General features: G+C 60.0%; 19 protein-coding genes and 1 riboswitch. Of the genes, 6 read left to right on the forward strand and 13 right to left on the reverse strand.

The features are described 5' to 3' along the window. Window positions 1-180: 180 nt before the first annotated feature. Window positions 181-1,329, reverse strand: a complete 1,149-nt coding sequence (locus KB892_RS26875; RefSeq protein ID WP_004151427.1) for an iron-containing alcohol dehydrogenase — start codon at window positions 1,327-1,329, stop codon at window positions 181-183. 126 nt (window positions 1,330-1,455) lie between these two features. Between KB892_RS26875 and KB892_RS26880 the strand changes: the two genes are divergently transcribed. After that, window positions 1,456-2,079: a glutathione S-transferase family protein gene (locus tag KB892_RS26880; RefSeq protein WP_002921273.1), complete on the forward strand. Its 624-nt coding sequence runs from the start codon at window positions 1,456-1,458 to the stop codon at window positions 2,077-2,079. Between the two features lie 52 nt (window positions 2,080-2,131). Here KB892_RS26880 and gorA read toward each other — a convergent pair whose 3' ends face one another. Further along, entirely contained in the window at window positions 2,132-3,484 is a 1,353-nt protein-coding gene (gene gorA / locus KB892_RS26885) for a glutathione-disulfide reductase (RefSeq protein ID WP_002921271.1), read from the reverse strand. A gap of 72 nt (window positions 3,485-3,556) precedes the next feature. Beyond that, window positions 3,557-4,399: a 23S rRNA (adenine(2030)-N(6))-methyltransferase RlmJ gene (locus KB892_RS26890; RefSeq protein ID WP_002921269.1), complete on the reverse strand. Its 843-nt coding sequence runs from the start codon at window positions 4,397-4,399 to the stop codon at window positions 3,557-3,559. Window positions 4,400-4,592: 193 nt separating this feature from the next. Between KB892_RS26890 and KB892_RS26895 the strand changes: the two genes are divergently transcribed. From KB892_RS26895 to rsmJ, 3 genes are all read left to right on the forward strand, one after another. Continuing rightward, entirely contained in the window at window positions 4,593-5,864 is a 1,272-nt protein-coding gene (locus tag KB892_RS26895) for an acid phosphatase (RefSeq protein ID WP_002921266.1), read from the forward strand. Between the two features lie 182 nt (window positions 5,865-6,046). Beyond that, entirely contained in the window at window positions 6,047-8,089 is a 2,043-nt protein-coding gene (prlC, locus tag KB892_RS26900; RefSeq protein ID WP_004151426.1) for an oligopeptidase A, read from the forward strand. A gap of 7 nt (window positions 8,090-8,096) precedes the next feature. Next, the gene (gene rsmJ / locus KB892_RS26905) at window positions 8,097-8,849 is read left to right on the forward strand and encodes a 16S rRNA (guanine(1516)-N(2))-methyltransferase RsmJ (protein WP_004151425.1); all 753 of its coding nucleotides are present in this window, start codon (window positions 8,097-8,099) and stop codon (window positions 8,847-8,849) included. Between the two features lie 145 nt (window positions 8,850-8,994). Here rsmJ and dtpB read toward each other — a convergent pair whose 3' ends face one another. Together dtpB and uspA are read right to left on the reverse strand one after the other, a co-directional pair. Then, window positions 8,995-10,443 carry a dipeptide/tripeptide permease DtpB gene (gene dtpB / locus KB892_RS26910; protein ID WP_004219006.1) on the reverse strand — a complete coding sequence of 483 codons (1,449 nt, stop codon included), beginning with the start codon at window positions 10,441-10,443 and terminating at the stop codon, window positions 8,995-8,997. A 280-nt stretch (window positions 10,444-10,723) separates the two neighbouring features. Beyond that, a complete protein-coding gene (gene uspA, locus KB892_RS26915; RefSeq protein WP_004145166.1) occupies window positions 10,724-11,161 on the reverse strand; it encodes a universal stress protein UspA in 438 nt (145 codons plus the stop codon). Window positions 11,162-11,543: 382 nt separating this feature from the next. Between uspA and uspB the strand changes: the two genes are divergently transcribed. Then, window positions 11,544-11,879, forward strand: a complete 336-nt coding sequence (uspB, locus tag KB892_RS26920; protein WP_002921203.1) for a universal stress protein UspB — start codon at window positions 11,544-11,546, stop codon at window positions 11,877-11,879. A gap of 55 nt (window positions 11,880-11,934) precedes the next feature. Here uspB and pitA read toward each other — a convergent pair whose 3' ends face one another. Continuing rightward, window positions 11,935-13,431 (reverse strand): inorganic phosphate transporter PitA, encoded by a 1,497-nt coding sequence (gene pitA / locus KB892_RS26925; RefSeq protein ID WP_002921200.1) that lies wholly within the window; start codon window positions 13,429-13,431, stop codon window positions 11,935-11,937. Between the two features lie 229 nt (window positions 13,432-13,660). Here pitA and KB892_RS26930 point away from each other — a divergent pair, with 229 nt between their 5' ends. Next, window positions 13,661-14,854, forward strand: a complete 1,194-nt coding sequence (locus KB892_RS26930; RefSeq protein ID WP_002921196.1) for a BaiN/RdsA family NAD(P)/FAD-dependent oxidoreductase — start codon at window positions 13,661-13,663, stop codon at window positions 14,852-14,854. Window positions 14,855-14,893: 39 nt separating this feature from the next. Here KB892_RS26930 and KB892_RS26935 read toward each other — a convergent pair whose 3' ends face one another. The 7 genes from KB892_RS26935 to nikA form a co-directional block, all read right to left on the reverse strand. Then, the gene (locus tag KB892_RS26935) at window positions 14,894-15,907 is read right to left on the reverse strand and encodes a magnesium transporter (protein WP_002921192.1); all 1,014 of its coding nucleotides are present in this window, start codon (window positions 15,905-15,907) and stop codon (window positions 14,894-14,896) included. A 57-nt stretch (window positions 15,908-15,964) separates the two neighbouring features. Further along, window positions 15,965-16,146: riboswitch (M-box (ykoK) riboswitch) on the reverse strand. A gap of 98 nt (window positions 16,147-16,244) precedes the next feature. Continuing rightward, on the reverse strand, window positions 16,245-16,643 hold the full coding sequence (gene nikR / locus KB892_RS26940) for a nickel-responsive transcriptional regulator NikR (protein ID WP_002921188.1): 399 nt from the start codon (window positions 16,641-16,643) through the stop codon (window positions 16,245-16,247). Then, window positions 16,631-17,422, reverse strand: coding sequence for a nickel import ATP-binding protein NikE (gene nikE, locus KB892_RS26945; protein ID WP_002921186.1), 792 nt, complete (start codon window positions 17,420-17,422; stop codon window positions 16,631-16,633). Before nikE ends, nikR begins: the two co-directional genes overlap by 13 nt. Then, complete coding sequence (locus KB892_RS26950; RefSeq protein WP_004151423.1) at window positions 17,419-18,183, reverse strand: nickel import ATP-binding protein NikD; 765 nt, start codon at window positions 18,181-18,183, stop codon at window positions 17,419-17,421. Before KB892_RS26950 ends, nikE begins: the two co-directional genes overlap by 4 nt. Then, on the reverse strand, window positions 18,183-19,016 hold the full coding sequence (gene nikC / locus KB892_RS26955) for a nickel ABC transporter permease subunit NikC (RefSeq protein ID WP_004151422.1): 834 nt from the start codon (window positions 19,014-19,016) through the stop codon (window positions 18,183-18,185). The genes KB892_RS26950 and nikC overlap by 1 nt, the downstream gene beginning before the upstream one ends. Further along, window positions 19,013-19,957 (reverse strand): nickel ABC transporter permease subunit NikB, encoded by a 945-nt coding sequence (nikB, locus tag KB892_RS26960; protein WP_002921105.1) that lies wholly within the window; start codon window positions 19,955-19,957, stop codon window positions 19,013-19,015. Before nikB ends, nikC begins: the two co-directional genes overlap by 4 nt. Further along, entirely contained in the window at window positions 19,957-21,525 is a 1,569-nt protein-coding gene (gene nikA, locus KB892_RS26965) for a nickel ABC transporter substrate-binding protein (RefSeq protein ID WP_002921102.1), read from the reverse strand. The genes nikB and nikA overlap by 1 nt, the downstream gene beginning before the upstream one ends. Window positions 21,526-21,577: the final 52 nt, after the last annotated feature.

Here is a 21,577-nt window from a genome sequence, read left to right on the forward strand (position 1 = left end):
TAAGCGTAGACAGTCGCTTCGGTGAGTGTGAAGCAAACTGTGCGTGAGATCACGCTTTTCCGCCGAGAAGAAAAGCTGCCATTTCAAAGTACGCTGTTGATAAGTAATTAAAAATTGTACATCCTGGCGCAGATGAAATTCGGAGCATTCATTATGCAACAAAATTTTATCCCGGGGCGCTCACTCCCACGCCGCCTCCAGCATCTCCAGCAGCTGTTCGCCGCTCAGGCTGACCGGGTTGGCCTTCATCGATGAGGAGGTGCTGGCGGCCAGCGCCGCCGGTTCCAGCGCATCGCGCGCTACGCCGAGGTCGCGCAGGGTGCCAAGGCCAGCGCGATGGCTCCATTCCCGCAGACTGTCCCAGACCCGATCCACAGGGACGTCCAGCCCGTCGGCCAGCCAGCGGCGGACATCGTTAACGCGCTGGCGCAGGCCAGGGTCGTTGATCTGCGACTCATTGAGCGCCAGGCCAAACGGCAACAAACTGCCGCATAGGGCGCCGTGCGAGGCGCGGCTCAGGCCGCCCAGCGGGCCGGCGAGGCCGTGGATCACCCCCAGCCCGGCGTTCGCCAGCGCCAGTCCGCCGCACAGGCTGACCCAGGCCATCTCGTCGCGGCTGGCCGGACACTCTTGTTCCATCAGGATTTTTAGCGCGCGAATTCCCCGCGGGATCGCCTGCTGGCAGAGAGCATCGGTGAAGGGAGTGGCCCGGCTGCAGAGCCAGGGCTCGATCACCTGGGTCAGGGCGTCGAGGCCGGAGCTCAGGGTGATGCTCCGCGGCGCGTTGTCGGTTAGCGCCGGGTCGACAATCGCCAGGTCAGGCAGCATTCGGTCGTCGCGCAGGCTCACTTTCCGCTGCTGTTCCGGAACGTTGATCACCGCATTTTTGGTGGCCTCCGCGCCCGTGCCAGCGGTGGTGGGGATCGCCACGAACGGCAGGGGACTGGCTTCCAGCTGACGGCCCGTTCCCACCACCTCCAGATAGTCGATCACCGGGCCGGCGGCGGGGACCAGCGCCGCAATCGCCTTACCGGCGTCAATCACCGCGCCGCCGCCGAGGCTGACCACCGCTCTGATCCCTTTCTCGCGCGCCAGCTGGACGCCCTGCTCGATATCGCTAAGCCAGGGTTCGCGACTTATCGCCAGCGTCGTGACCGCAAGCTGCAGCGTCTCCAGCTGCTGGCGGAGAAACGCCGCCCGCTGCGGGCTGGCGCCATGCACCAGCAGGATTGGGCCGCCCTGTTGCGCCAGCCAGGGGGCGGCGCTCTCGGCCTGACCACGGCCAAAACGAATATTTGCAGGCATCAAAACGGTAAAAGGGGTCAACATGTCGGGTTCCTTTTCGGCAAACAGGCTGGAATCAACTATACACATTATCCAGCGCTCTGCCTTGTTGCTGGCTGGCAATAGAGTAGAGTGAATGAACTGTCTTTTATGGCTGAGGAATCGCTGACGATGCTAACAATTCTGGGTAAACGCTCTTCAATCAATGTACGGAAAGTGTTGTGGACCTGCGAGGAAGCCGGGCTGGCGTACCAGCAGGAAGATTACGGCAGCGGATTTAAGCCCCTGGATACGCCTGAGTTTCAGCGTCTGAATCCTAACAGCCTGGTGCCGGTGCTACTGGACGATGACTTCGTGCTCTGGGAGTCGAACAGTATCTGCCGCTATCTGGCGCGCAAAGCGGAGCGCTGGGATCTGCTGCCCGCCGAACCGCAGCCCGCCGCCGAGGTGGAGCACTGGATGGACTGGCAGGCGACCGAGTTTAACACTGCCTGGCGCCATGCTTTTATGGGGCTGGTGCGTAAAGATCCGCGCTTTCAGGATCCGGTGGCGATTAAAGAGAGTATTGCCGCCTGGACCCACTGCGTGCGCATTGTTGAAGCGCAGCTGCAGCGTACCGGGGCGTGGATAGCCGGCGAGCGCTTCACCCTGGCCGATATCGTGCTGGGGCTGTCGGTGCATCGCTGGAAAATGACCCCTTTCGCCCATCCGGAGATGCCAGCCGTGGAGCGCTGGTATATGGCGCTCAATCAGCGCCCGGCGTTTATGCGCCATGGCAATAACGGCGTGGCCTGAGCATAAAAAAAGAAGCCCCCGGGGCTTCTTTTTATCATCCGGCGATCGCGTCTTAGCGCATGGTGACGAACTCTTCTGCCGCCGTCGGGTGAATGGCGACGGTGTTGTCGAAGTCTTTTTTGGTGGCGCCCATCTTCAGGGCCACCGCAAAGCCCTGCAGCATCTCATCCATCCCGAAGCCGATGCCGTGGATGCCGACAATCTTCTCTTCCGGGCCGACGCACACCAGCTTCATGCGGCACGGCTGACGGTGAGAGGTCACGGCGGTATACATCGCGGTGAAGGAAGATTTGTAGACCTTCACGGCGTCGTCGCCGTACTGCTCGCGCGCCTGCGGCTCGGTTAAGCCGACGGTGCCGATTGGCGGATGGCTGAAGACCACGGTCGGGATGTTGCTGTAGTCCAGATGCTCTTCCGGTTTGTTGTTAAACAGGCGTTCGGAGAGACGACGGCCTGCGGCCACGGCGACCGGCGTCAGCTCAACGGCGCCGGTATTATCGCCCACCGCGTAGATGCCCGGCACGTTGGTGTTCTGGAATTTATCAACGATGATGTACCCTTTATCGTTGGTTTTAACGCCCGTTGCCGCCAGATTGAAGTTGTCGGTCGCCGGTTCGCGGCCAATCGCCCAGATCAGGCAGTCAACGGTCTGGCTGCGGCCATCTTCCAGCTCCAGCGTCAGGCTGCCGTCGGCATTCTTCACCACCGCTTTCGGGATCGCATTGGTATGCAGCTGCGGGCCTTCGGCGTTCATCACTTCCACCAGGGTCTCAACGATCAGCGGATCGAAACTGCGCAGCGGCGCGTGTTTGCGCACGAACAGGTGGGTTTCGGCGCCGAGGCCGTTAATCACCCCCGCCAGCTCAACGGCGATATAGCCTGCGCCGACCACCGCCACGCGCTTCGGCAGCGCCGGCAGTTCGAAGAAACCGTCGGAATCAATACCGTATTCGACGCCCGGAATATCCGGGTGGCTCGGCCGGCCGCCGGTGGCGATCAGGATATGGTCAGCGGTGATGATCTCGCCGTTGACTTCCACGGTGTGGGCATCGACAAAGCGCGCGAAGCCTTTGATCACGTCGACTTTATTCTTACCCAGTACGTTGTCGTAAGAGGTATGAATACGGTCGATATAGGCGCTACGGCTGGCGACCAGCTTCTCCCAGTCAAAATGGTTGATGGTGGTATCGAAACCGTAGTCCGGGCCGTAAAGATGAATCGCTTCGCGGATCTGCGCCGCATGCCACATCACCTTTTTCGGCACGCAGCCGACGTTGACGCAGGTGCCGCCCAGCTCTTTGGCTTCAATCAGCGCGCACTTCTGGCCGTACATGGCCGCGCGGTTAATTGAGGCGATACCGCCGCTACCGCCGCCGATGGCGAGGTAATCATAATGTTTGCTCATGCCCATATGTCCTTAATCGTTGATTGCCGCGATTGTAGCGCGAGGCTTAAAAGGTTCCACCGATGGTTGCGATTACTCCGGTACGATCCAGCTGACGGTGGCGTGGCCGGTGCCGGTCGGAACCAGTTTACTGTGCAGCCACGGCAGCACGTTATTCATCTGCTGCTCCAGCTTCCACGGCGGGTTGATGACGATCATCCCGGAGGCGGTCATGCCGCGCTGGTCGCTGTCCGGACGCACCGCTAGCTCAATCTGCAGGATTTTGCGAATGCCGGTGGCTTCTAACTCTTTGATCATGCGTTTGATTTGCGCGCGCAGCACCACCGGGTACCACAGGGCGTAGGTGCCGGTGGCGAAGCGTTTGTAGCCTTCGTTAATCCCGGTGACCACCGCCTGATAGTCGGTTTTAATTTCGTACGGCGGGTCGATCAGAATCAAACCGCGGCGCGATACCGGCGGCAGCTTGGCTTTCAGCTGCTGGTAGCCATCGGCTTTATCGACGCGCGCGCGGCTGTCTTTCTGGAATTCAGCGCGCAGCAGCGGGAAGTCGCTCGGGTGCAGCTCGGTCATCTGCAGGCTGTCCTGCTCGCGCAGCAGCTGGCGGGCAATCAGCGGCGAGCCCGGGTAGTAGCGCAGCTGGCCGTTACGGTTGAAGTGTTCTACGACCGAAATATACGGCTCCAGCTCTGCCGGCAGGTCGTCCTGCTGCCAGATGCGGGCGATGCCTTCAAGATACTCGCCGGTACGTTCGGCGTGCTCGCCGCTCAGCTGATAGCGGCCCGCGCCGGCGTGAGTGTCCAGGTAGAGAAACGGTTTTTCTTTCTCTTTCAGTGATTCAATGATCAGGCTCTGAACGGTGTGTTTGAGGACGTCGGCGTGGTTGCCTGCGTGAAAGCTGTGGCGATAACTGAGCATGGATGCAGAGATTCCGGGAAGTAAACAAGTTAACCGATAGTTTACCGCAGATCGGCCGAGATTACCGCTGCGCCGCCGCGCTGTTTCATTTCTGCTAAAAGCGTTGCAAAACATAACGCTGTCATAAAAACGTCAAACGGCCGCGCTAGTGTCGGGTACAGGCAAGGTAATTATTTGAATAAAAGGAAAAATAATGAAAAGGCAACTCTCGCTGCTGGCCGTCGCGCTGCTGCTGGCGCAACCGGTTCTGGCTAAAGACATCCCGCTGAACAGGGCGGCGGCCCTCGCCAATAGCGTGACGCCGGCTGCCTCCAGCCAGGCGTATGACGATCTTGAGCAACAGGCGCTGGCGCAGCTACGCCACGCTCTGCAGGGGGATGCCGCCACGCTGACCCGCGATCGGCTGGCGCACACCAAACAAAACCAAACTCAGGCCGATACCGCCTGGCTGAAGGCCAGCGGCTATGACTTCCAGACCCGGGCCAACCAGCAGGCGGGCATTGCGCTGCTGTCGGCGTTCAGTACCCTGCCGGAGACCGTCGTGAAGCAGAATCTGGCGACAGTGACCGCCATCAATCGCGACGCCGTGCAGACCACGCGCCGTCAGGCGCTGGCCGATGCGGAAGGCATTAGCTACCTCTACTTCCTCAGCGACGCGCTGGGGCCACGCCTTGGCAAAGCGTTTCTGACCGCCTATGACCAGGGCGCGCTGGGGAAAGCGGCAGCGTTGATCAAAGCCTCGGAGGTCAGCACCGGCGAGGCGAAAAAGCACTTCAACAATCCGCGGCCGTTTCTGGTGCAGGGCAACACCATTCACCTGGTGCCTGACGATGTGGTGGTGAAAGATAACCAGCCCTACACCGCCGACGGCGGCTCGTTCCCCAGCGGCCACACCAACACCGGCTATACCGATGCGCTGCTGCTGGCGGCGATGATCCCGGAGCGCTACGACGCGCTGGTGGCGCGCGGCGCCCGCTATGGCTTCTCGCGCATCGTGCTGGGCGTCCACTACCCGCTGGACGTGATCGGCTCGCGAATGGTGGCCGAGCGCAACGTGGCCCACTATCTTAACGATCCGCACTACCGGGTATTATTTAACGAAGCCCGCGATCAGCTGCGCGCCGCGCTGGCGAAGGCCTGCGGCACATCGCTTGCCGAGTGCGCGAAGAGCAGCGTGAAAGACGATCCCTGGCGCGATCCGGCGATGCGTGATTTCTCTCGCTTCACCATGACCTACGATCTGCCGCAGCAGAAGGGTCCGCAGCCGCGTTTACAGGTGCCGGAGGGGGCGGAAGTGCTGCTGGAAGATGCCCTGCCGCATCTGTCAGCTGCCCAGCGTCGGGCGCTGATGGTCAACACCGCGCTGCCGGCGGGTTACCCGCTATCCGGCGCCACCCCCGAACAGCAATTCTGGCAGCGGCTGAATCTGTCGGCGGCCTGGGAGATGGCGCAAAAAAGGCATTAATGTGGTTTCCGGCACGCTGCACTGCGTGTCGCGCTTTTCCGGCAACGGGCGGACTTATCGCAGCAATACCCAGGCTGACGCACCGCCCGTCATTGAAATTCCCCCAACTATCCCCCATTCTAGATCTCATGCATAAGCGCCGGACGCGCGCTTCATTCACCCTTTTCAACAGGACAGCGCATATGACCAATCCATTATTGACGCCTTTCTCCCTGCCGCCTTTTTCTGCGATCAAACCAGAGCACGTGGTCCCTGCGGTCACCAAAGCGCTGGAGGATTGCCGGGCCGCGGTGGAAAGCGCGGTGGCGCATGGCGCGCCGTATAGCTGGGAAAATCTTTGCCAGCCGCTGGCGGAAGTGGACGATGTGCTGGGACGCATCTTCTCGCCTGTCAGCCATCTGAATTCGGTTAAAAACAGCCCTGAACTGCGTGAGGCCTACGAACAGACGCTGCCGCTGCTCTCCGAGTACAGCACCTGGGTCGGCCAGCATGAAGGCCTGTATAAAGCCTACCGCGACCTGCGCGATGGCGATAACTACGCCACGCTGAATACCGCGCAGAAAAAAGCGGTTGATAACGCGCTGCGCGATTTTGAATTATCCGGGATTGGCCTGCCGCCGGAGGCGCAGAAACGCTACGGTGAAATCGCCGCGCGCCTCTCTGAGCTGGGCAACCAGTACAGCAACAACGTCCTCGACGCCACCATGGGCTGGAACAAGCTGGTGACCGATGTCGCCGATCTGGCCGGCATGCCGGAAAGCGCGCTGGCCGCCGCTCAGGCTCAGGCGCAGGCCAAAGAGCAGGAAGGGTATCTGCTGACCCTGGATATTCCGAGCTATCTGCCGGTGATGACCTACTGCGATAACCAGGCGCTGCGCGAAGAGATGTATCGCGCCTATTCCACCCGCGCCTCCGATCAGGGCCCGAACGCCGGGAAATGGGATAACAGCCCGGTGATGGCGGAGATCCTCGCCCTGCGTCACGAGCTGGCGCAGCTGTTGGGCTTTGACAGCTATGCGTATAAATCCCTCGCCACCAAAATGGCGAAGGATCCGCAGCAGGTGCTCGACTTTCTCACCGACCTGGCAAAACGCGCCCGTCCGCAGGGCGAAAAAGAGCTGGCCCAGCTGCGCGCCTTCGCCAAAGCCGAGTTTGGCGTCGATGAGCTGCAGCCGTGGGACATTGCCTACTACAGCGAAAAACAGAAGCAGCACCTCTACAGCATCAGTGATGAGCAGCTGCGCCCCTATTTCCCGGAAAACAAAGCCGTTAGCGGCCTGTTTGAAGTGGTTAAGCGCATTTACGGTATTACCGCTAAAGAGCGTACCGATGTCGATGTGTGGCATCCGGAAGTGCGCTTCTTCGAGCTGTATGACGAACACAACGAGCTGCGCGGCAGCTTCTATCTCGACCTGTATGCCCGCGAACATAAGCGCGGGGGGGCGTGGATGGACGACTGCGTCGGCCAGATGCGTAAACTGGATGGTTCCCTGCAGAAGCCGGTCGCCTACCTGACCTGTAACTTCAACCGCCCGGTCAACGGCAAGCCGGCGCTGTTCACCCATGACGAAGTGATCACCCTGTTCCACGAGTTCGGCCACGGTCTGCACCATATGCTGACCCGCATCGACACCGCCGGGGTTTCCGGCATCAGCGGGGTGCCGTGGGATGCGGTCGAGCTGCCGAGCCAGTTTATGGAGAACTGGTGCTGGGAGCCGGAAGCGCTGGCGTTTATCTCCGGCCATTATGAAACCGGTGAACCGCTGCCGCAGGAGCTGCTGGAGAAAATGCTGGCGGCGAAAAACTACCAGGCGGCGATGTTTATTCTGCGCCAGCTGGAGTTCGGCCTGTTCGATTTCCGCCTGCATGCGGAGTACAAACCGGAGCAGGGGGCGAAAATCCTTGAGACCCTGGCCGAGATTAAAAAGCAGGTCGCCGTGGTGCCGGGGCCGACCTGGGGCCGCTTCCCGCACGCCTTCAGCCACATCTTCGCTGGCGGCTATGCGGCAGGTTACTACAGCTACCTGTGGGCCGACGTGCTGGCGGCAGACGCCTTCTCACGCTTCGAAGAAGAGGGGATTTTCAACCGTGAAACCGGTCAGTCGTTCCTCGACAATATCCTGAGCCGCGGCGGTTCCGAAGAGCCGATGGAGCTGTTCAAACGCTTCCGCGGGCGCGAGCCGCAGCTGGACGCGATGCTGGAGCATTACGGGATCAAAGGCTGATTGCTACGTGAAGATCTGCTTAATTGATGAAACAGGCGCCGGTGACGGCGCCTTATCTGTTTTAGCCGCCCGCTGGGGGCTGGAGCAGGATGACGATAACCCGATGGCGCTGGCGCTGACGACGGAGCATCTGGAGCTACGCAAGCGCGATGAGCCCAAGCTTGGCGGCATCTTCGTCGATTTCGTCGGCGGGGCGATGGCCCACCGGCGCAAGTTTGGCGGCGGCCGCGGCGAAGCGGTGGCTAAAGCGGTGGGTATTAAAGGCGATTACCTGCCGGATGTCGTCGATGCGACGGCCGGGCTGGGACGCGATGCCTTTGTGCTGGCGTCAGTCGGCTGTCGCGTGCGGATGCTGGAGCGTAATCCGGTGGTCGCCGCGCTGCTCGATGATGGCCTGGCGCGCGGCTATGCTGACGCGGAAATCGGCGGCTGGCTGCAGGAGCGGCTGCAGCTGATCCACGCCTCCAGCCTGACGGCGTTAACCGATATCACCCCGCGCCCGCAGGTGGTGTACCTCGATCCGATGTTCCCGCATAAGCAGAAAAGCGCGCTGGTGAAGAAAGAGATGCGCGTCTTTCAGTCGCTGGTGGGGCCGGATTTAGACGCCGATGGCCTGCTGGCCCCGGCGCGCCAGCTGGCGACCAAGCGGGTGGTGGTGAAGCGCCCGGATTATGCGCCGCCGCTGGCGGAAGTCGCCACGCCGAATGCGGTGGTGACCAAAGGGCATCGGTTTGATATTTACGCCGGTACGCCGGAGTAATATTACGCCGTGGTGGTATCTCCCGGATAGCGGCGCAACGCGCCTTATCCGGGCTACCGAATCGTCGCCCGGCTCAGCGTAGCGCAAGCCGGGAACCACAATATCTGAACAAACGGCGCCAGTGCGGATCGGCCATCTCAAACGGTTATTCGGCGCTGGCCGGGGTATTAATCATCCGGTTCAGCCACGGCACCATCAGCGCCATTACCACCGTGACGCCCAGCGTCACCAGGCCAATTTTACTGAACACATTGGTGTAGACCGGCAGGGTCTGCAGCGGGTCGGTGATGTTTTCCGGCACCGCGGTAAAGGTCGCCACATAGCCGCCCAGCAGGAAAGCGGCGGCCTGGGTCAGAAACCACATCCCCAGAATAAAGCCCATCAGATGCTGCGGCACCAGCGCGGCAACCATCGCCAGCCCCAGAGCGCTGATTAACAGTTCGCCCAGACTCTGGAACAGATAAACCAGCACAATAAACCACGGCGAGGTTAACCCCTGGGCGTCGGCGAACCACATCCCGGCCGCCGCGGCGGTCAGGAAGCCCAGCGCGCAGAGGAACATCCCGAGGGTAAATTTCACCGGCATGGTCAGGTCTTTACCCTTATGACCGAGATGGGTGTAGATCGCCGCCAGCACCGGGCTGGCGACCACTACCCAGAAGGGATTCAGCGCCTGGAAGCTGACCGGGTTGATGGTAAAGCCAAGGATCTCATGATGGACGTTGTTGATGGCGAAGAAGTTCAGCGAGGTCGGCATCTGGGCATACAGAATGTAAAACAGCACCGCCTCGATCATCAGAATAAAGGCGACGAACATTTTGTTGCGTCCAGTTTTATCGAGGCGAAACGCCTCACGGAAAAAGAACGCAATAACCACGACCGACAGAACAATCAGCACCAGGTTGGCGATCATCACGTTATGCATCAGCCAGGCGCAGAGAAAAATCATTACCACCGTACCGGCCAGCACCAGCGCCAGATTGCGTAGGCTGAGGGGGCGATGATCCGGCTCGGAGCCAATATCTTTCACCATCCCGCGGCAGGCGAAGTAGACCAGCAGCGCGATAATCAGCCCCGCGCCGCACAGGTTATAGGTTACCGCGTAGCCAAATTTTTCGGCGATCACCGGCGCCAGCGACAGCGACAGCAGCGAACCGATGTTTATCGACATATAGAACAGGGTAAATGCCCCGTCGAGACGGGCATCCTTCGGCGGATAGCATTTGGAGAGCAGGCTCGCCGGGTTGGCTTTAAACAAACCGTTGCCGACGGCGATGGTGCCGAGAGCGATAAAGATCAGCTGCGGTTTCAGCAGCGACATCCCGGTCATAAAGTAGCCGATAGCCAGCACAATGGCGCCGAGCACCAGCGTGCGTTTGGTCCCCAGCAAATGGTCGCCCACGTAGCCGCCGATGGAGATCAGCCCGTAAACCAGCGCCGCGAAGGCGCCGAAGGTGATAAAGGCCTGTTCCTGAGAGAAGCCCAGCTGTTTAACAAAGAAGACCGCCAGGATCCCCTGAACGCCGTAATAGCCAAAACGTTCCCAGAGCTCCACAAAGAAGATCATAAAGAACGGACGAGGTTGCTGCAGCAAGCCCGTAGGTGCAGTTGTATTCATATTCCTTCGCCTTGTATTACTTTCCCAAAAAGTATGAACGCGTATGCCAGAACGCGCCGAAAATGTCTGATAACTCGCCATGCTGCGGTTATTGGCTTATGGAATAGATTATTATATAGATATTTCGCCGAATAACTGGTTGATCACACTAATTGAATGGCGATTTTATGGATTGAAGTTCTGCCGCATGGCGAGGGAAAGCGAAAATAAAAAACGCCCGCATCGGCGGGCGTATTGCGCGGATAAAACGAGACGGTTATTCGTCTTCTTCGTCGCGCAGCGGGACGATCAGCATGTCGACATGAACGGTGTTAATCAGCTGGCGGGCAGAGGACATCAGCTTGCTCCAGAAGTCCTGATGATGGCCGCAGACCACCAGGTCCATATCGTATTTTTTAATCGCATCGACCAGCACCTGGCCAAGGTCGCCGCTGCCGCTCAGGGTCTCGGTGATGGGATAGCCTGCGTTGGTCGAGAGCTCGGTCAGCGCGTGATGGGTCTCTTCGGAGATGCGTTTTTGCATGTCGCCGAGGTTAACGTCAATCAGCCCGGTGTAGAGGTCGGAGTAATTCACATCCACATGGATCAGGGAGACTTTCGCGTTATACGGGCGGGCCATAGAAACGGCTTTTTCAACCAGTACTTTACTCTCCGGGGACAGGTCTACTGCAATCAGAATATGTTTGTAAGCCATAGTGTTACTCCTTCCATAAGTTTGTCGATGACCATTGGACCTGACAGCTGGCGCTGCCGTTTCGCCCGCGTCCTGCGTGCTACATTCGCGGGAGGGTAGCCTTTAAGGACTTCATTGTAGAAGATATTTCCTACCTTATAGCGCCCCCCGCACTCCGTCAATGCACTGGGTTCACCTAAAAGTTAAACAAATTTATCCGTCTTACGTATTGATAACGAATAACCTTGTGGTAAAAAAATTAATGGATCTCCTACACTATTTAATGAGCCGGTCGGAAAAATAAATGTGATCGGAATCGCACTCTTTACGGTATCGTCGTGGGTTATTTGGGGAGCGGTAGCCGCGGAGGTTTTCTCCGTAGGCGGGTCGCCGGGGAGGAGGTATGATCAGCACTATTGCGCTGTTTTGGGCCCTGTGTGTCGTTTGTGTGGTGAATATGGCACGCTACTTCTCATCGTTGCGTGCATTATTGGTGGTGCTACGTGGTTGCGATCCCTTGCTCTATCAGTATGTTGATGGCGGCGGCTTTTTTACCTCGCACGGGCAGCCCAGCAAACAGATGCGGCTGGTGTGGTATATCTATGCCCAGCGCTACCGTGACCATCACGATGATGAATTTATTCGTCGCTGCGAACGTGTTCGTCGCCAGTTTATCCTGACCAGCGCCCTGTGCGGCCTGGTGGTGGTGAGCCTGATTGCGCTGATGATCTGGCACTAACGTTTCAGAATAAAAAAACGGGCCAGCAAGCTGGCCCGTTTTGAACGAATAACGCTTAAATCAGTTTCAGGGAGAGCCAGTAAAGGACGCCTGAAAGGATAATCGCTGCCGGCAGGGTCAGCACCCAGGCCATCAGAATGCTGGTCACCGTCTTTTTCTGCAGACCACCGCCATCCACCAGCATCGTCCCCGCTACCGAGGAGGAGAGTACGTGGGTGGTGGAAACCGGCATCCCGGTGTAGCTCGCCAGACCGATAGAAACCGCTGCGGTCATCTGAGCCGACATCCCCTGAGCGTAGGTCATGCCTTTCTTACCAATCTTCTCACCGATGGTGGTCGCCACGCGGCGCCAGCCGATCATGGTGCCGATACCCAGCGCCAGCGCGACAGCCATGATAATCCAGATTGGCGCGTACTCGATGGTGCTCAGCATATCGGTTTTCAGTTTCTTCAGCAGACGCTGGTCGTCAGCGCTCACATCCGGCAGCTTCGCCACCTTGTCGGTGGTGTCGGAGATGCAGAGCATGATGCGACGCAGCTGGCCGCGCTGTTCCGGTTTTAGCGACTCGTAGTTCTCAACGCCGGTCAGCATGGTTTTGACGCGGTCAAGGGCGTTGATGGTGTTCGCCGGATGGCAGTGGAACTCGCCATTGGCCGCGGTATTGGTATCCGGAGAAGGCACCAGCTGATCGACGCCGGTGGCTTTTTTCAGCAGTTCAGGACGCTGCTGGAAGAAGGTTTCCACGTTGTTGACCGCATCGCGGGTACGGGTGATTTCGTAACCAGAGGCATTCATATTCACCACGAAACCCGCCGGCGCGACGCCGATCAGCACCAGCATCACCAGGCCAATGCCTTTCTGCCCATCGTTAGCACCGTGAGAGAACGACACGCCAATAGCAGACAGGATCAGCGCGATACGGGTCCAGAACGGCGGCTTTTTCTTACCGTCTTTCTTTTCACGCTCTGCGGGCGTCAGGTGGATACGCGCGCGTTTTTTGGTTCCGCTCCAGTAGCGACGCAGCAGGAAAATCAGGCCGCCCGCGATCACCAGACCGACGATCGGCGAGATGATAAGCGAAGCAAAAATACCGATGACTTTCGGGATATTCAGCGCATCAACCACGGAAGTACCGGTCATCAGCGCATTGGTTAAACCAATGCCGATGATGGCGCCAATCAGGGTATGAGAACTGGAAGCTGGAAGACCGAAGTACCAGGTGCCGAGGTTCCAGATGATCGCCGCCAGCAGCATAGAGAACACCATGGCGAGGCCATGTGCGGAACCCATGTTAAGCAGCAGATCGGTCGGCAGCATATGCACGATGGCATAGGCTACGCTGAGACCGCCCAGCAGAACGCCGAAGAAGTTGAAGAGCGCCGCCATCGCCACAGCGAGCTGTGAGCGCATTGCGCGAGTGTAGATAACCGTAGCCACCGCGTTTGCGGTATCATGGAAACCGTTAATCGCTTCGTAAAACAGTACAAAAGCTAAAGCAAGCAATAATAATAGTCCGGTATGTAAATCCAGACCGGCAAATAAATGTAGCATAGGACGTTACGCCATTTTGAGGACATGAACGCGGCGCATTATCAGTGACTTTAGCGGCGCGGGCAAAGTGAAATATAGACTTTTTTTGATTTTCTTCCTGTTTAGGTTTTACCCTGTTGGGAGTAATCCTATATCTTTCAATGATGTATCTAATGCGGGATTTTTCCCGCTGGTGTGACCAGAGTGAAATATTTACAAAACCCGACAATTGGGGAACGAGGAACGCGGTGTGGAAAGGTTTGATGCCATTGTCGTTGGCGCCGGAGCGGCGGGAATGTTTTGCGCAGCGCAGGCGGGCCAGCTTGGCTGCCGCGTCCTGCTGCTGGATAACGGCAAAAAGCCGGGGCGAAAAATTCTGATGTCCGGCGGCGGCCGCTGCAACTTTACCAACATGTATGTTGAACCGGCGGCCTATTTGAGCCAAAACCCGCATTTTTGCAAATCTGCCCTGGCGCGCTACACCCAGTGGGACTTTATCGAGCTGGTCGGTAAATACGGCATCGCCTGGCATGAGAAGACCCTCGGCCAGCTGTTTTGCGATGATTCGGCGGAGCAGATCGTCAATCTGCTGCTCGCGGAATGTGAAAAGGGCGGCGTGGAGATCCGTCTGCGCAGCGAAATCCTCAGCGTGGAGCGCGATGAACAAGGCTACCGGCTACAGGTGAACGGCGAAACGCTGGTGACCAAAAAGCTGGTGATCGCCTCCGGCGGTCTGTCGATGCCGGGGCTCGGCGCCTCGCCGTTTGGCTATAAAGTCGCCGAGCAGTTCGGCCTGAAGGTGCTGCCGACCCGCGCGGGGCTGGTGCCGTTTACCCTCCACAAGCCATTGCTTGAGCAGCTGCAGGTCCTCTCCGGCGTGTCGGTGCCGTCGACCATTACCGCCGAGAACGGCACTCTGTTTCGCGAAAATCTGCTGTTCACCCACCGCGGCCTTTCCGGACCGGCGGTGCTGCAAATTTCCAGCTACTGGCAGCCCGGCGAGTTCGTCACCGTTAATCTGCTACCGGACTGCGATCTTGATGACTTCCTTAACGAGCAGCGCAGCGCGCATCCCAACCAGAGCCTGAAGAACACCCTGGCGATGCAGCTGCCGAAGCGGCTGGTGGAGTGTCTGCAGCAGCTGGGACAGATACCTGATGTGACGCTCAAGCAACTGAACGTTCGCGATCAGCAGACGCTGGTGGAGACGTTAACCGCCTGGCGCGTGCAGCCGAACGGCACCGAAGGCTACCGGACGGCGGAGGTGACCCTCGGCGGCGTGGACACCAACGAACTCTCGTCGCGTACTATGGAGGCGCGTAAGGCGCCGGGTCTCTACTTTATCGGCGAAGTGATGGACGTTACCGGCTGGCTCGGGGGGTATAACTTCCAGTGGGCGTGGTCAAGCGCCTGGGCCTGCGCGCAGGCGCTGGTGGAAGGGTAATCTACGCGTCCGGGCGCCCTGGTGCCCGGACGTATATGATCAGTTCAACCCAAGAAAATACTGGGCGATTTTGAAATAGATAATTAGCCCGGTGCCATCAATCAGCGTGGCGATAAACGGCGCGGAAACTACCGCCGGGTCAATGCCGATCCGCTTAAGCACCATCGGAATGACCGAGGAGACAATCGCGCTCCACAGGGTAATGCACACCAGCGTCAGGCTGACGATGAGCGTGATTTCCATGCCAATCCCCATCATCCAGGCGCGCAGGCAGCCCGCCAGGCCCAGGGTCAGGGCAATCAGAAACGAGGTCGATACCTCTTTGCGGATCACCCGCCCCATATCGCGCAGTCGCACTTCCCCCAGCGCCATCGAGCGCACCAGCGTCGAGGTGATCTGCGTTCCGCTGTTGCCGCCGGTGCCGATGAGCAGCGGAATAAAGAAGGCCAGCGCGATGGCCGATTCCAGGGCTTCTTCGAAATGCTGCAGTACGCTGCTGGTGTAGGCTTCGGCCACGAACAGCAGCAGCAGCCACACCGAGCGTTTTTTCCACAGCGTCCAGGGGCTGATCTCGAGGTACGGTTTTTCCAGCGGCAGCGTTGCCCCCTGCAGCTGAGCATCTTCGGTGACGTCATCCTCCAGCAGATGGGCGATCTCCTTCTCCATCAGGCAGCCGACCAGCTCGCCTTTATCGACGACGGGGACCAGGTCGAGGCCGCGCTCGCTGAGCTCGGCAATCACCTGCTGGCGCTCATCGTCAGGTTTGACGCGAAACAGGCAGCTGTCCATCAGGTGGCGGATAGACTGGTTGATATCCGTTTCCTGGAGTAGCTTTTTGACCGACAGGCTGCCACGCAGCTTCTTGCCGGCGACGACAAACACCTGCCCGGGAATATCATCGCTGGCCAGCTGGGAGATAAAGTGTTCGCGCGCCTCATGAACGCTGAGATGTTCCTGCAGCGTAATAAAATCGGTACGCATGTACTGGACGATCGCATCGCCGTCGAAGCCAGAGGTCGCCTGATGGGCGGCGCAGAGTTGAATGGAAGACATGTTTAAAAATCCCTATAAAAAATCACTCATAGGGGCGAACAAGACAGGGTTAGCGCAGGCAGATCCCTACGTCCTGGTTTTAGCACTGCATAACGTATCTGAACGGTCATGACCGCCAGAAGTTACCTTGGCAACACCTTGATTCGATGGAAGCCTGTATTTCCCTGAGTGGTCTCTCTCGATACCAACAGGGCGGTAACTTGTATTTATGCAGGAGCCTCGCCATAACGAGATCGTTAAATGAGGCGCCATTATTGGCGAAGAGGGATAATTCACAAAGCGTATAGTTTATGTGGTTTATCAACTGTTGATAAACCACCCAAGAATTTTCAAATAATTAATCATCCGCTAAACACTGCAAATGCCCATGGCGCACGCCGCGCTGGGCAATCACGTCGTCGGCAAAATGCTGTACCTCGGCCATATCACCTTTCAGCACCGCAATCTCCAGGCAGTCGTCATGACTGATATGCACATGCAGCGTGGCGACGGAGAGATCGTGATGATGATGCTGGGTGGCCACCAGCCGGCTCGCCAGTTCGCGTTTTTCATGTTCATACACGTACGACAGGACGGCATACCCGCGCCGTGATTCCGGCGACGGAGGATCCTGGTTGAGGGCGTCGCGCAGAATATCGCGTACCGCCTCCGAACGGTTGTGGTAGCCGCGGCGGGCGCTGAGCGCATCGAGGGCGGCCAGCAGGTCATCATCAAGGGTCAGGGTTACGCGCTGCATGGCATGGCCTCGTTAAGCAGAGTGGCAGGAAAAGGGGGGAGCACCGCCTGCTGGAGCGCCTGTCCGGCAGGAGAGCGCAGGCGTAGCGGTAGACTAACCGTTGCGGTTTCGACGATGCGCCCGTGCTCCATCACCAGCACTCGCTGGCAAAAGCGCTCCACCAGCCGCAGGTCATGGGTGATGAACAGGCAGGCGGTGTCAAACTGCGCCTGCAGACGCTTCAGCAGGGCGATAATCTCCGCCTGCAGCAGCAGATCGAGATTTGAAACCGCTTCATCAAGGATCAACAGCTGCGGCCGTACCGCCAGGGCGCGTGCCAGGCAGACGCGCTGCAGCTGTCCGCCGCTGAGCTGCGCCGGGCGCTTATCGAGCAGCGACGGCGCGAGGTCGACGGCCAGCAGCATCTCTTCCACCCGCCGCGCACGCGCCTCACGCGGCAAGCACAACAGATGGCGCAGCGGCTCGCTGACGATCTCGCGCACCGTTTTGCGCGGATTCACCGCGCTGAAGGCATCCTGAAATACCAGCTGAATATCGCGGCGGAAGGCGCCGATGGCCTCGCCCTTCAGGGCGGCCAGCGGCGCGCCGCGCCAGGCAATATCGCCGTGCTGCGGCGTTTCCAGACCCACCAGCATCCGCGCCAGGGTGCTTTTCCCACAGCCGCTGCGTCCGAGCAGGGCCACCGTTTCGCCGGGGGCGATGGCGAGTTGTATCTCGTGCAGGACTCTGCCGTGGTGAGGATAATCGTGACTCACCCCGGTGACGCTGAGTAAATTCATGGTGTTTTCTCCAGACCGTATAACGCCAGATGCGCGGCCAGCAGGCGCTGGCTGAGCGGGTGCCGCGGGGCGCTAAATAGCGTATTCACATCGCAGTGTTCAACGAGGCGACCGTTCTCCATCACCGTTACGTGATGCGCCAGCCGCGCCACGACGCCCATGTCATGCGTCACCAGCAGCAGTCCCAGACCGCGCCTGGCGACAATATCCGCCAGCAGGTCGAGGATGCGCGCCTGGGCGATGGCATCGAGATCGGTCGTCGGCTCGTCGGCGATGATAAAGGGCGCGCGGCTGAGCAGGGCGAGAGCGACCATCATCCGTTGCAGCATGCCCCCGCTCATTTCAAAAGGGTAGCGCTTCAGCAGCGCCCGCGGATTGTCCAGACCGACCTCCTCCATCGCTGCCAGCAGCACGGCGTCATTCGTTTCACGACCCGCTGCCCGGCAGGTTTCCCGGGCATGCGCGGCCATGGTCTGCAGCGGGTTAAAGGCGCTGCGCGGGTTCTGCATGATGGTGGCGATGGTCGCCCCGCGCAGCTGTTCGCCGTGCACCGGAATGCCGTCGAGAAGCACCCGGCCGGCGGTTTGCCTGACGCCGGGCGGCAGCAGGCCCAGCGCGGCGGCGCAGGTCAGCGATTTTCCGCAACCACTGCTGCCGAGCAGCGCCAGCACCTGGCCGCGGCGCAGGGTGAAGGAGACGTCGCTGACCAGCGGTCGGTCAGCGGTAAGCGAGATCTGTTCCAGTTGGATCTTCTGCGGCATCAGTGGCTATGCTCCGCGATCAGGTGGGGATCGAGACGATCGCGCAGCGCGTCGCCCAGCAGGTTAAAAGCCATCACGCTGATGAACAGCGCCAGCCCCGGCCAGACCATTTGCAGCGGCTGGGTCCAGATATACTGCCGGGCGTCGTTGATCATCACCCCCCATTCCGCCGTCGGCGCGCTGACGCCGAGACCGAGGAACGACATGCCGGCTACGTGAAGCATCATATGGCCGATATCCAGCGAGGCGAGCACCAGCAGCGAGGGGATCACCGCGCCGGCCAGATGGTCGCTGAACAGCCGCCACTGGCTGGCGCCGCTCAGACGGGCGGCGAGGATAAATTCGCGCTGGCGCAGGGAAACCACCAGGTTACGCACCATTCTGGCGTACCAGGCCCAGTGTGACAGCGCAATGGCGAGGATCACATTGGTCAGCCCGGTACCCAGCACTCCCACCATAAAAAACGACAGGATCGAGGTCGGAAAAGTCATAAACAGTTCGGCGATGCGCATCAGGCCGCGGTCGGCGCGGCCGCCCAGCAGTCCGGCGCAGCCGCCGACCGCCAGGCCGATCAGCAGCACCAGCAGCAGACAAGCCATCACCGCCCCCAGCGAAACGCGGGTGGCGGCCAGCAGGCGTGAGAAAATATCCCGGCCGAGATGATCGGTGCCGAGCCAGTGCGCTGCGCCCGGCGGCAGCAGCCGCTGCTGAAGGTCAATCGCCGCTGGATCCCAGGGCAGCCACCAGCCGCTGCCGATGGCGATGACCGCCAGCAGCGCGATAACCAGCATGGCCAGTTTTACCGGCCAGCGAAAACTTTGTAGCCCTCTCATGCGCTCACCTCCTCGTGGCGGCGCAGGCGCGGGTCGAGCGCCGCGTTAAGCACATCTACCGCCAGATTAGCCAGCACGAACACCGTCACCATCATCAGGGTAAAGCACTGGATCACCGGGTAATCGCGATTGAAAATGGCGGAAACTGCGTAGCGGCCGACCCCGGGCCAGGCAAAGATATTTTCGATAATCATGGTGCCGCCGATCAGCTCGCCAATGTGCATGCCCATGGCGGTCACCACCGGCAGGGTGGCATTGCGCAGGATATGTCGGCGCTCCACCTGGCGCGCGCTCAATCCGCGCAGCCGCGCCCATATCACGTGACGCTGGCTGGCGGCGTCCAGCATGCTGGCGCGCAGCAGGCGGGCGTTGATCGCCAGCGACATAAAGGCGATGGAGACGGCGGGCAATATCAGGTGCTGCCAGTCGCCATACCCCATCGCCGGGAGCCACTGCAGATGCACGGAAAAGAGCATCACCAGCAGAAAGGCCAGCCAGAAGTTGGGCATTGAGACGCCGAGGAAGGCAATCAGCCGTACGATATAGTCCGGCAGGCGATCGCGATGGCGCGCCGCCCAGATGCCCAACGGCAGGGAGGTGACGAGGATCAGCGCCAGCGCCGCGCCGGTGAGCAGCAGGGTGGCCGGCAGGAAGTGCAGCAGGTCGTCCAGCACCGGGCGCTGGGTGGCATAGGAGAGACCGAAATCCAGGTGCAGCGCCCGCCATAGCCAGTGCAGATACTGCATTGCCAGCGGCTGGTTGAGCCCCAGCAGCTCGCGGGTCGAGGCAACCATCTCTTCAGTGGGCGGCAGGTTCGACAGGCGTAAATAATCCAGCGCCGGGTCGCCGGCGCCGAGCCGCAGCAGCAGAAAGATGATGGCGGAGGCGGCGAGCAGCAGCGGGATCAGCAGCAGCAGGCGGCGTAAAATATAGCGTAGCATTATGGCGTTACCGGGGTAATCTGGTCGAAAGGGATCTCGCTGGTCACCGGGGCGAACGGGATCTCCCCGACCTCCTGGCGCGCGACCGACATCAGCGAGACATAGCTGATGGGCAGATACACCGCGTCCTGATGCAGACGGGTCAGCACATCATGGTACAGTTTTCTCCGCTGCGCCTCGTCCCCGGTGGTCAGCACTTCACTAATCTCTTTATCAATCAGTGCCTTGTCTGGCAGGCCGCGCTGGGCCTGGTAATCCGCATGCGACGGGACGCGCATCGAGCTTAAAAAGGCATGCGGATCGTAGGGCGCGCCCCAGGTGCGATTGAAGATCATGCCGAAGCGGCCTTCGCGCTGGCGCGCGTAAATGCTGCTTTCCTCCTCGCCCACCAGGGTGACCTGCACGCCGACCTGCCGCAGATTGGCCTGAATAATTTCGGCCATCGATTTAGCCAGCGCGTCGGTGCCAATAAACGCCAGCTCAATCGCCAACGGTTGCCCGGCTTTTTGTCGCCAGGGCTGGCCCTCCAGCTGCTGCCAGCCGGCCTGTTCCAGCAGGGCGCGGGCTTTTGTCGGGTCGTAACGGCGCGGCGTCAGATCCTGCGGGGCGTAAGGGACGGAGGGGGCAAACAGGGTGTCGGCAACCTGCTGGGTGCCATACAACACGCTATCGACAAGGGTCTGTTTATCGACGGCGTAGTTGAGCGCCTCACGAACCGCCTGCTCGCGGGTCGGGCCCTGGCTGGCGTTTAGCGCCAGCATTACCGTCTCCGCCGGGGCGGACAGACGAGCCACGTAGCCGGGGTGATGGCGAAAGCGTTCGAAGGTGTCCAGCGGCAGCAGCCCTTCATCGCCGTAGAGCATATCGATTTCTCCGGTTTCGAACGCCACCGCCCGGCTGGTGGCGTCAGGGATCACCTTGATGGTGATTTGCTGTAGCGCGGGTTTGCGACCCCAGTAGCGCTCATTGCGCACCAGCACATCGCGCTGATTGAGCTGCGAGCTTGCCAGCCGCCACGGGCCGGTGCCGATCGGGGCTTTAATGCCCCTGGCGGTGCCGCCATCGATAAACTGCGAGGGGGCGATGAAGCGGAACGGGCGGGGCAGGGCCAGCTCTTGCAGTAAGGGGGCGTAGGCGCTTTTCAGGGTGATCTGCAGCTCGGTGGCGCTGAGGGCCCGCACGTCGGTTATTTGGTTGGCGAGCTCAAGCCAGGCGTGGCGTTGGCGGTTGGCCAGCACCGCCCGAAAATTGGCCGCCGCGGCCTGGGCATTAAACGGTTCGCCGTTGGAGAAGGCCACATCGTCGCGCAGGGTGAACCACCAGGTTTTGCCGTCGGCGGAGTGACGCCAGCGGGTTGCCAGCCAGGGCTGTACGCTGCCGTCAGCCTGATACTTCACCAGCGGTTCATAGACCATGCTTTGGGCAAACATCTGGTTGGGCGTATAGAGATGGGGATTCAGCGGGCCGACGTTAACCGGCCAGGCGGTGGTGAGCTGGTACGGCGCGGCCTGAGCCAGCAGAGGGACGCAGGCGAGCAGCGCCAGCAGGGTGAGGCGGATAATAGACAAGACGGCAATCTCAACGACAGGAAAGTATGACGATTTTAGTGATTCATCATAC

It is taken from the genome of Klebsiella sp. P1927 (assembly GCF_018204675.1).
In the GTDB taxonomy this organism is placed as follows: Bacteria; Pseudomonadota; Gammaproteobacteria; order Enterobacterales; family Enterobacteriaceae; genus Klebsiella; species Klebsiella pneumoniae.

What these genes read in the sequence shown, in the direction of transcription:
- uspB (WP_002921203.1), top strand. Translation starts at nt 11,544, where the DNA reads ATGATCAGCACTATTGCGCTGTTTTGGGCCCTGTGTGTCGTTTGTGTG.
- KB892_RS26890 (WP_002921269.1), bottom strand. Translation starts at nt 4,399, where the DNA reads ATGCTCAGTTATCGCCACAGCTTTCACGCAGGCAACCACGCCGACGTC.
- nikB (WP_002921105.1), bottom strand. Translation starts at nt 19,957, where the DNA reads ATGCTACGCTATATTTTACGCCGCCTGCTGCTGCTGATCCCGCTGCTG.
- uspA (WP_004145166.1), bottom strand. Translation starts at nt 11,161, where the DNA reads ATGGCTTACAAACATATTCTGATTGCAGTAGACCTGTCCCCGGAGAGT.
- KB892_RS26895 (WP_002921266.1), top strand. Translation starts at nt 4,593, where the DNA reads ATGAAAAGGCAACTCTCGCTGCTGGCCGTCGCGCTGCTGCTGGCGCAA.
- KB892_RS26880 (WP_002921273.1), top strand. Translation starts at nt 1,456, where the DNA reads ATGCTAACAATTCTGGGTAAACGCTCTTCAATCAATGTACGGAAAGTG.
- KB892_RS26875 (WP_004151427.1), bottom strand. Translation starts at nt 1,329, where the DNA reads ATGTTGACCCCTTTTACCGTTTTGATGCCTGCAAATATTCGTTTTGGC.
- pitA (WP_002921200.1), bottom strand. Translation starts at nt 13,431, where the DNA reads ATGCTACATTTATTTGCCGGTCTGGATTTACATACCGGACTATTATTA.
- gorA (WP_002921271.1), bottom strand. Translation starts at nt 3,484, where the DNA reads ATGAGCAAACATTATGATTACCTCGCCATCGGCGGCGGTAGCGGCGGT.
- nikC (WP_004151422.1), bottom strand. Translation starts at nt 19,016, where the DNA reads ATGAGAGGGCTACAAAGTTTTCGCTGGCCGGTAAAACTGGCCATGCTG.
- KB892_RS26935 (WP_002921192.1), bottom strand. Translation starts at nt 15,907, where the DNA reads ATGTCTTCCATTCAACTCTGCGCCGCCCATCAGGCGACCTCTGGCTTC.
- prlC (WP_004151426.1), top strand. Translation starts at nt 6,047, where the DNA reads ATGACCAATCCATTATTGACGCCTTTCTCCCTGCCGCCTTTTTCTGCG.
- nikR (WP_002921188.1), bottom strand. Translation starts at nt 16,643, where the DNA reads ATGCAGCGCGTAACCCTGACCCTTGATGATGACCTGCTGGCCGCCCTC.
- nikE (WP_002921186.1), bottom strand. Translation starts at nt 17,422, where the DNA reads ATGAATTTACTCAGCGTCACCGGGGTGAGTCACGATTATCCTCACCAC.
- KB892_RS26950 (WP_004151423.1), bottom strand. Translation starts at nt 18,183, where the DNA reads ATGCCGCAGAAGATCCAACTGGAACAGATCTCGCTTACCGCTGACCGA.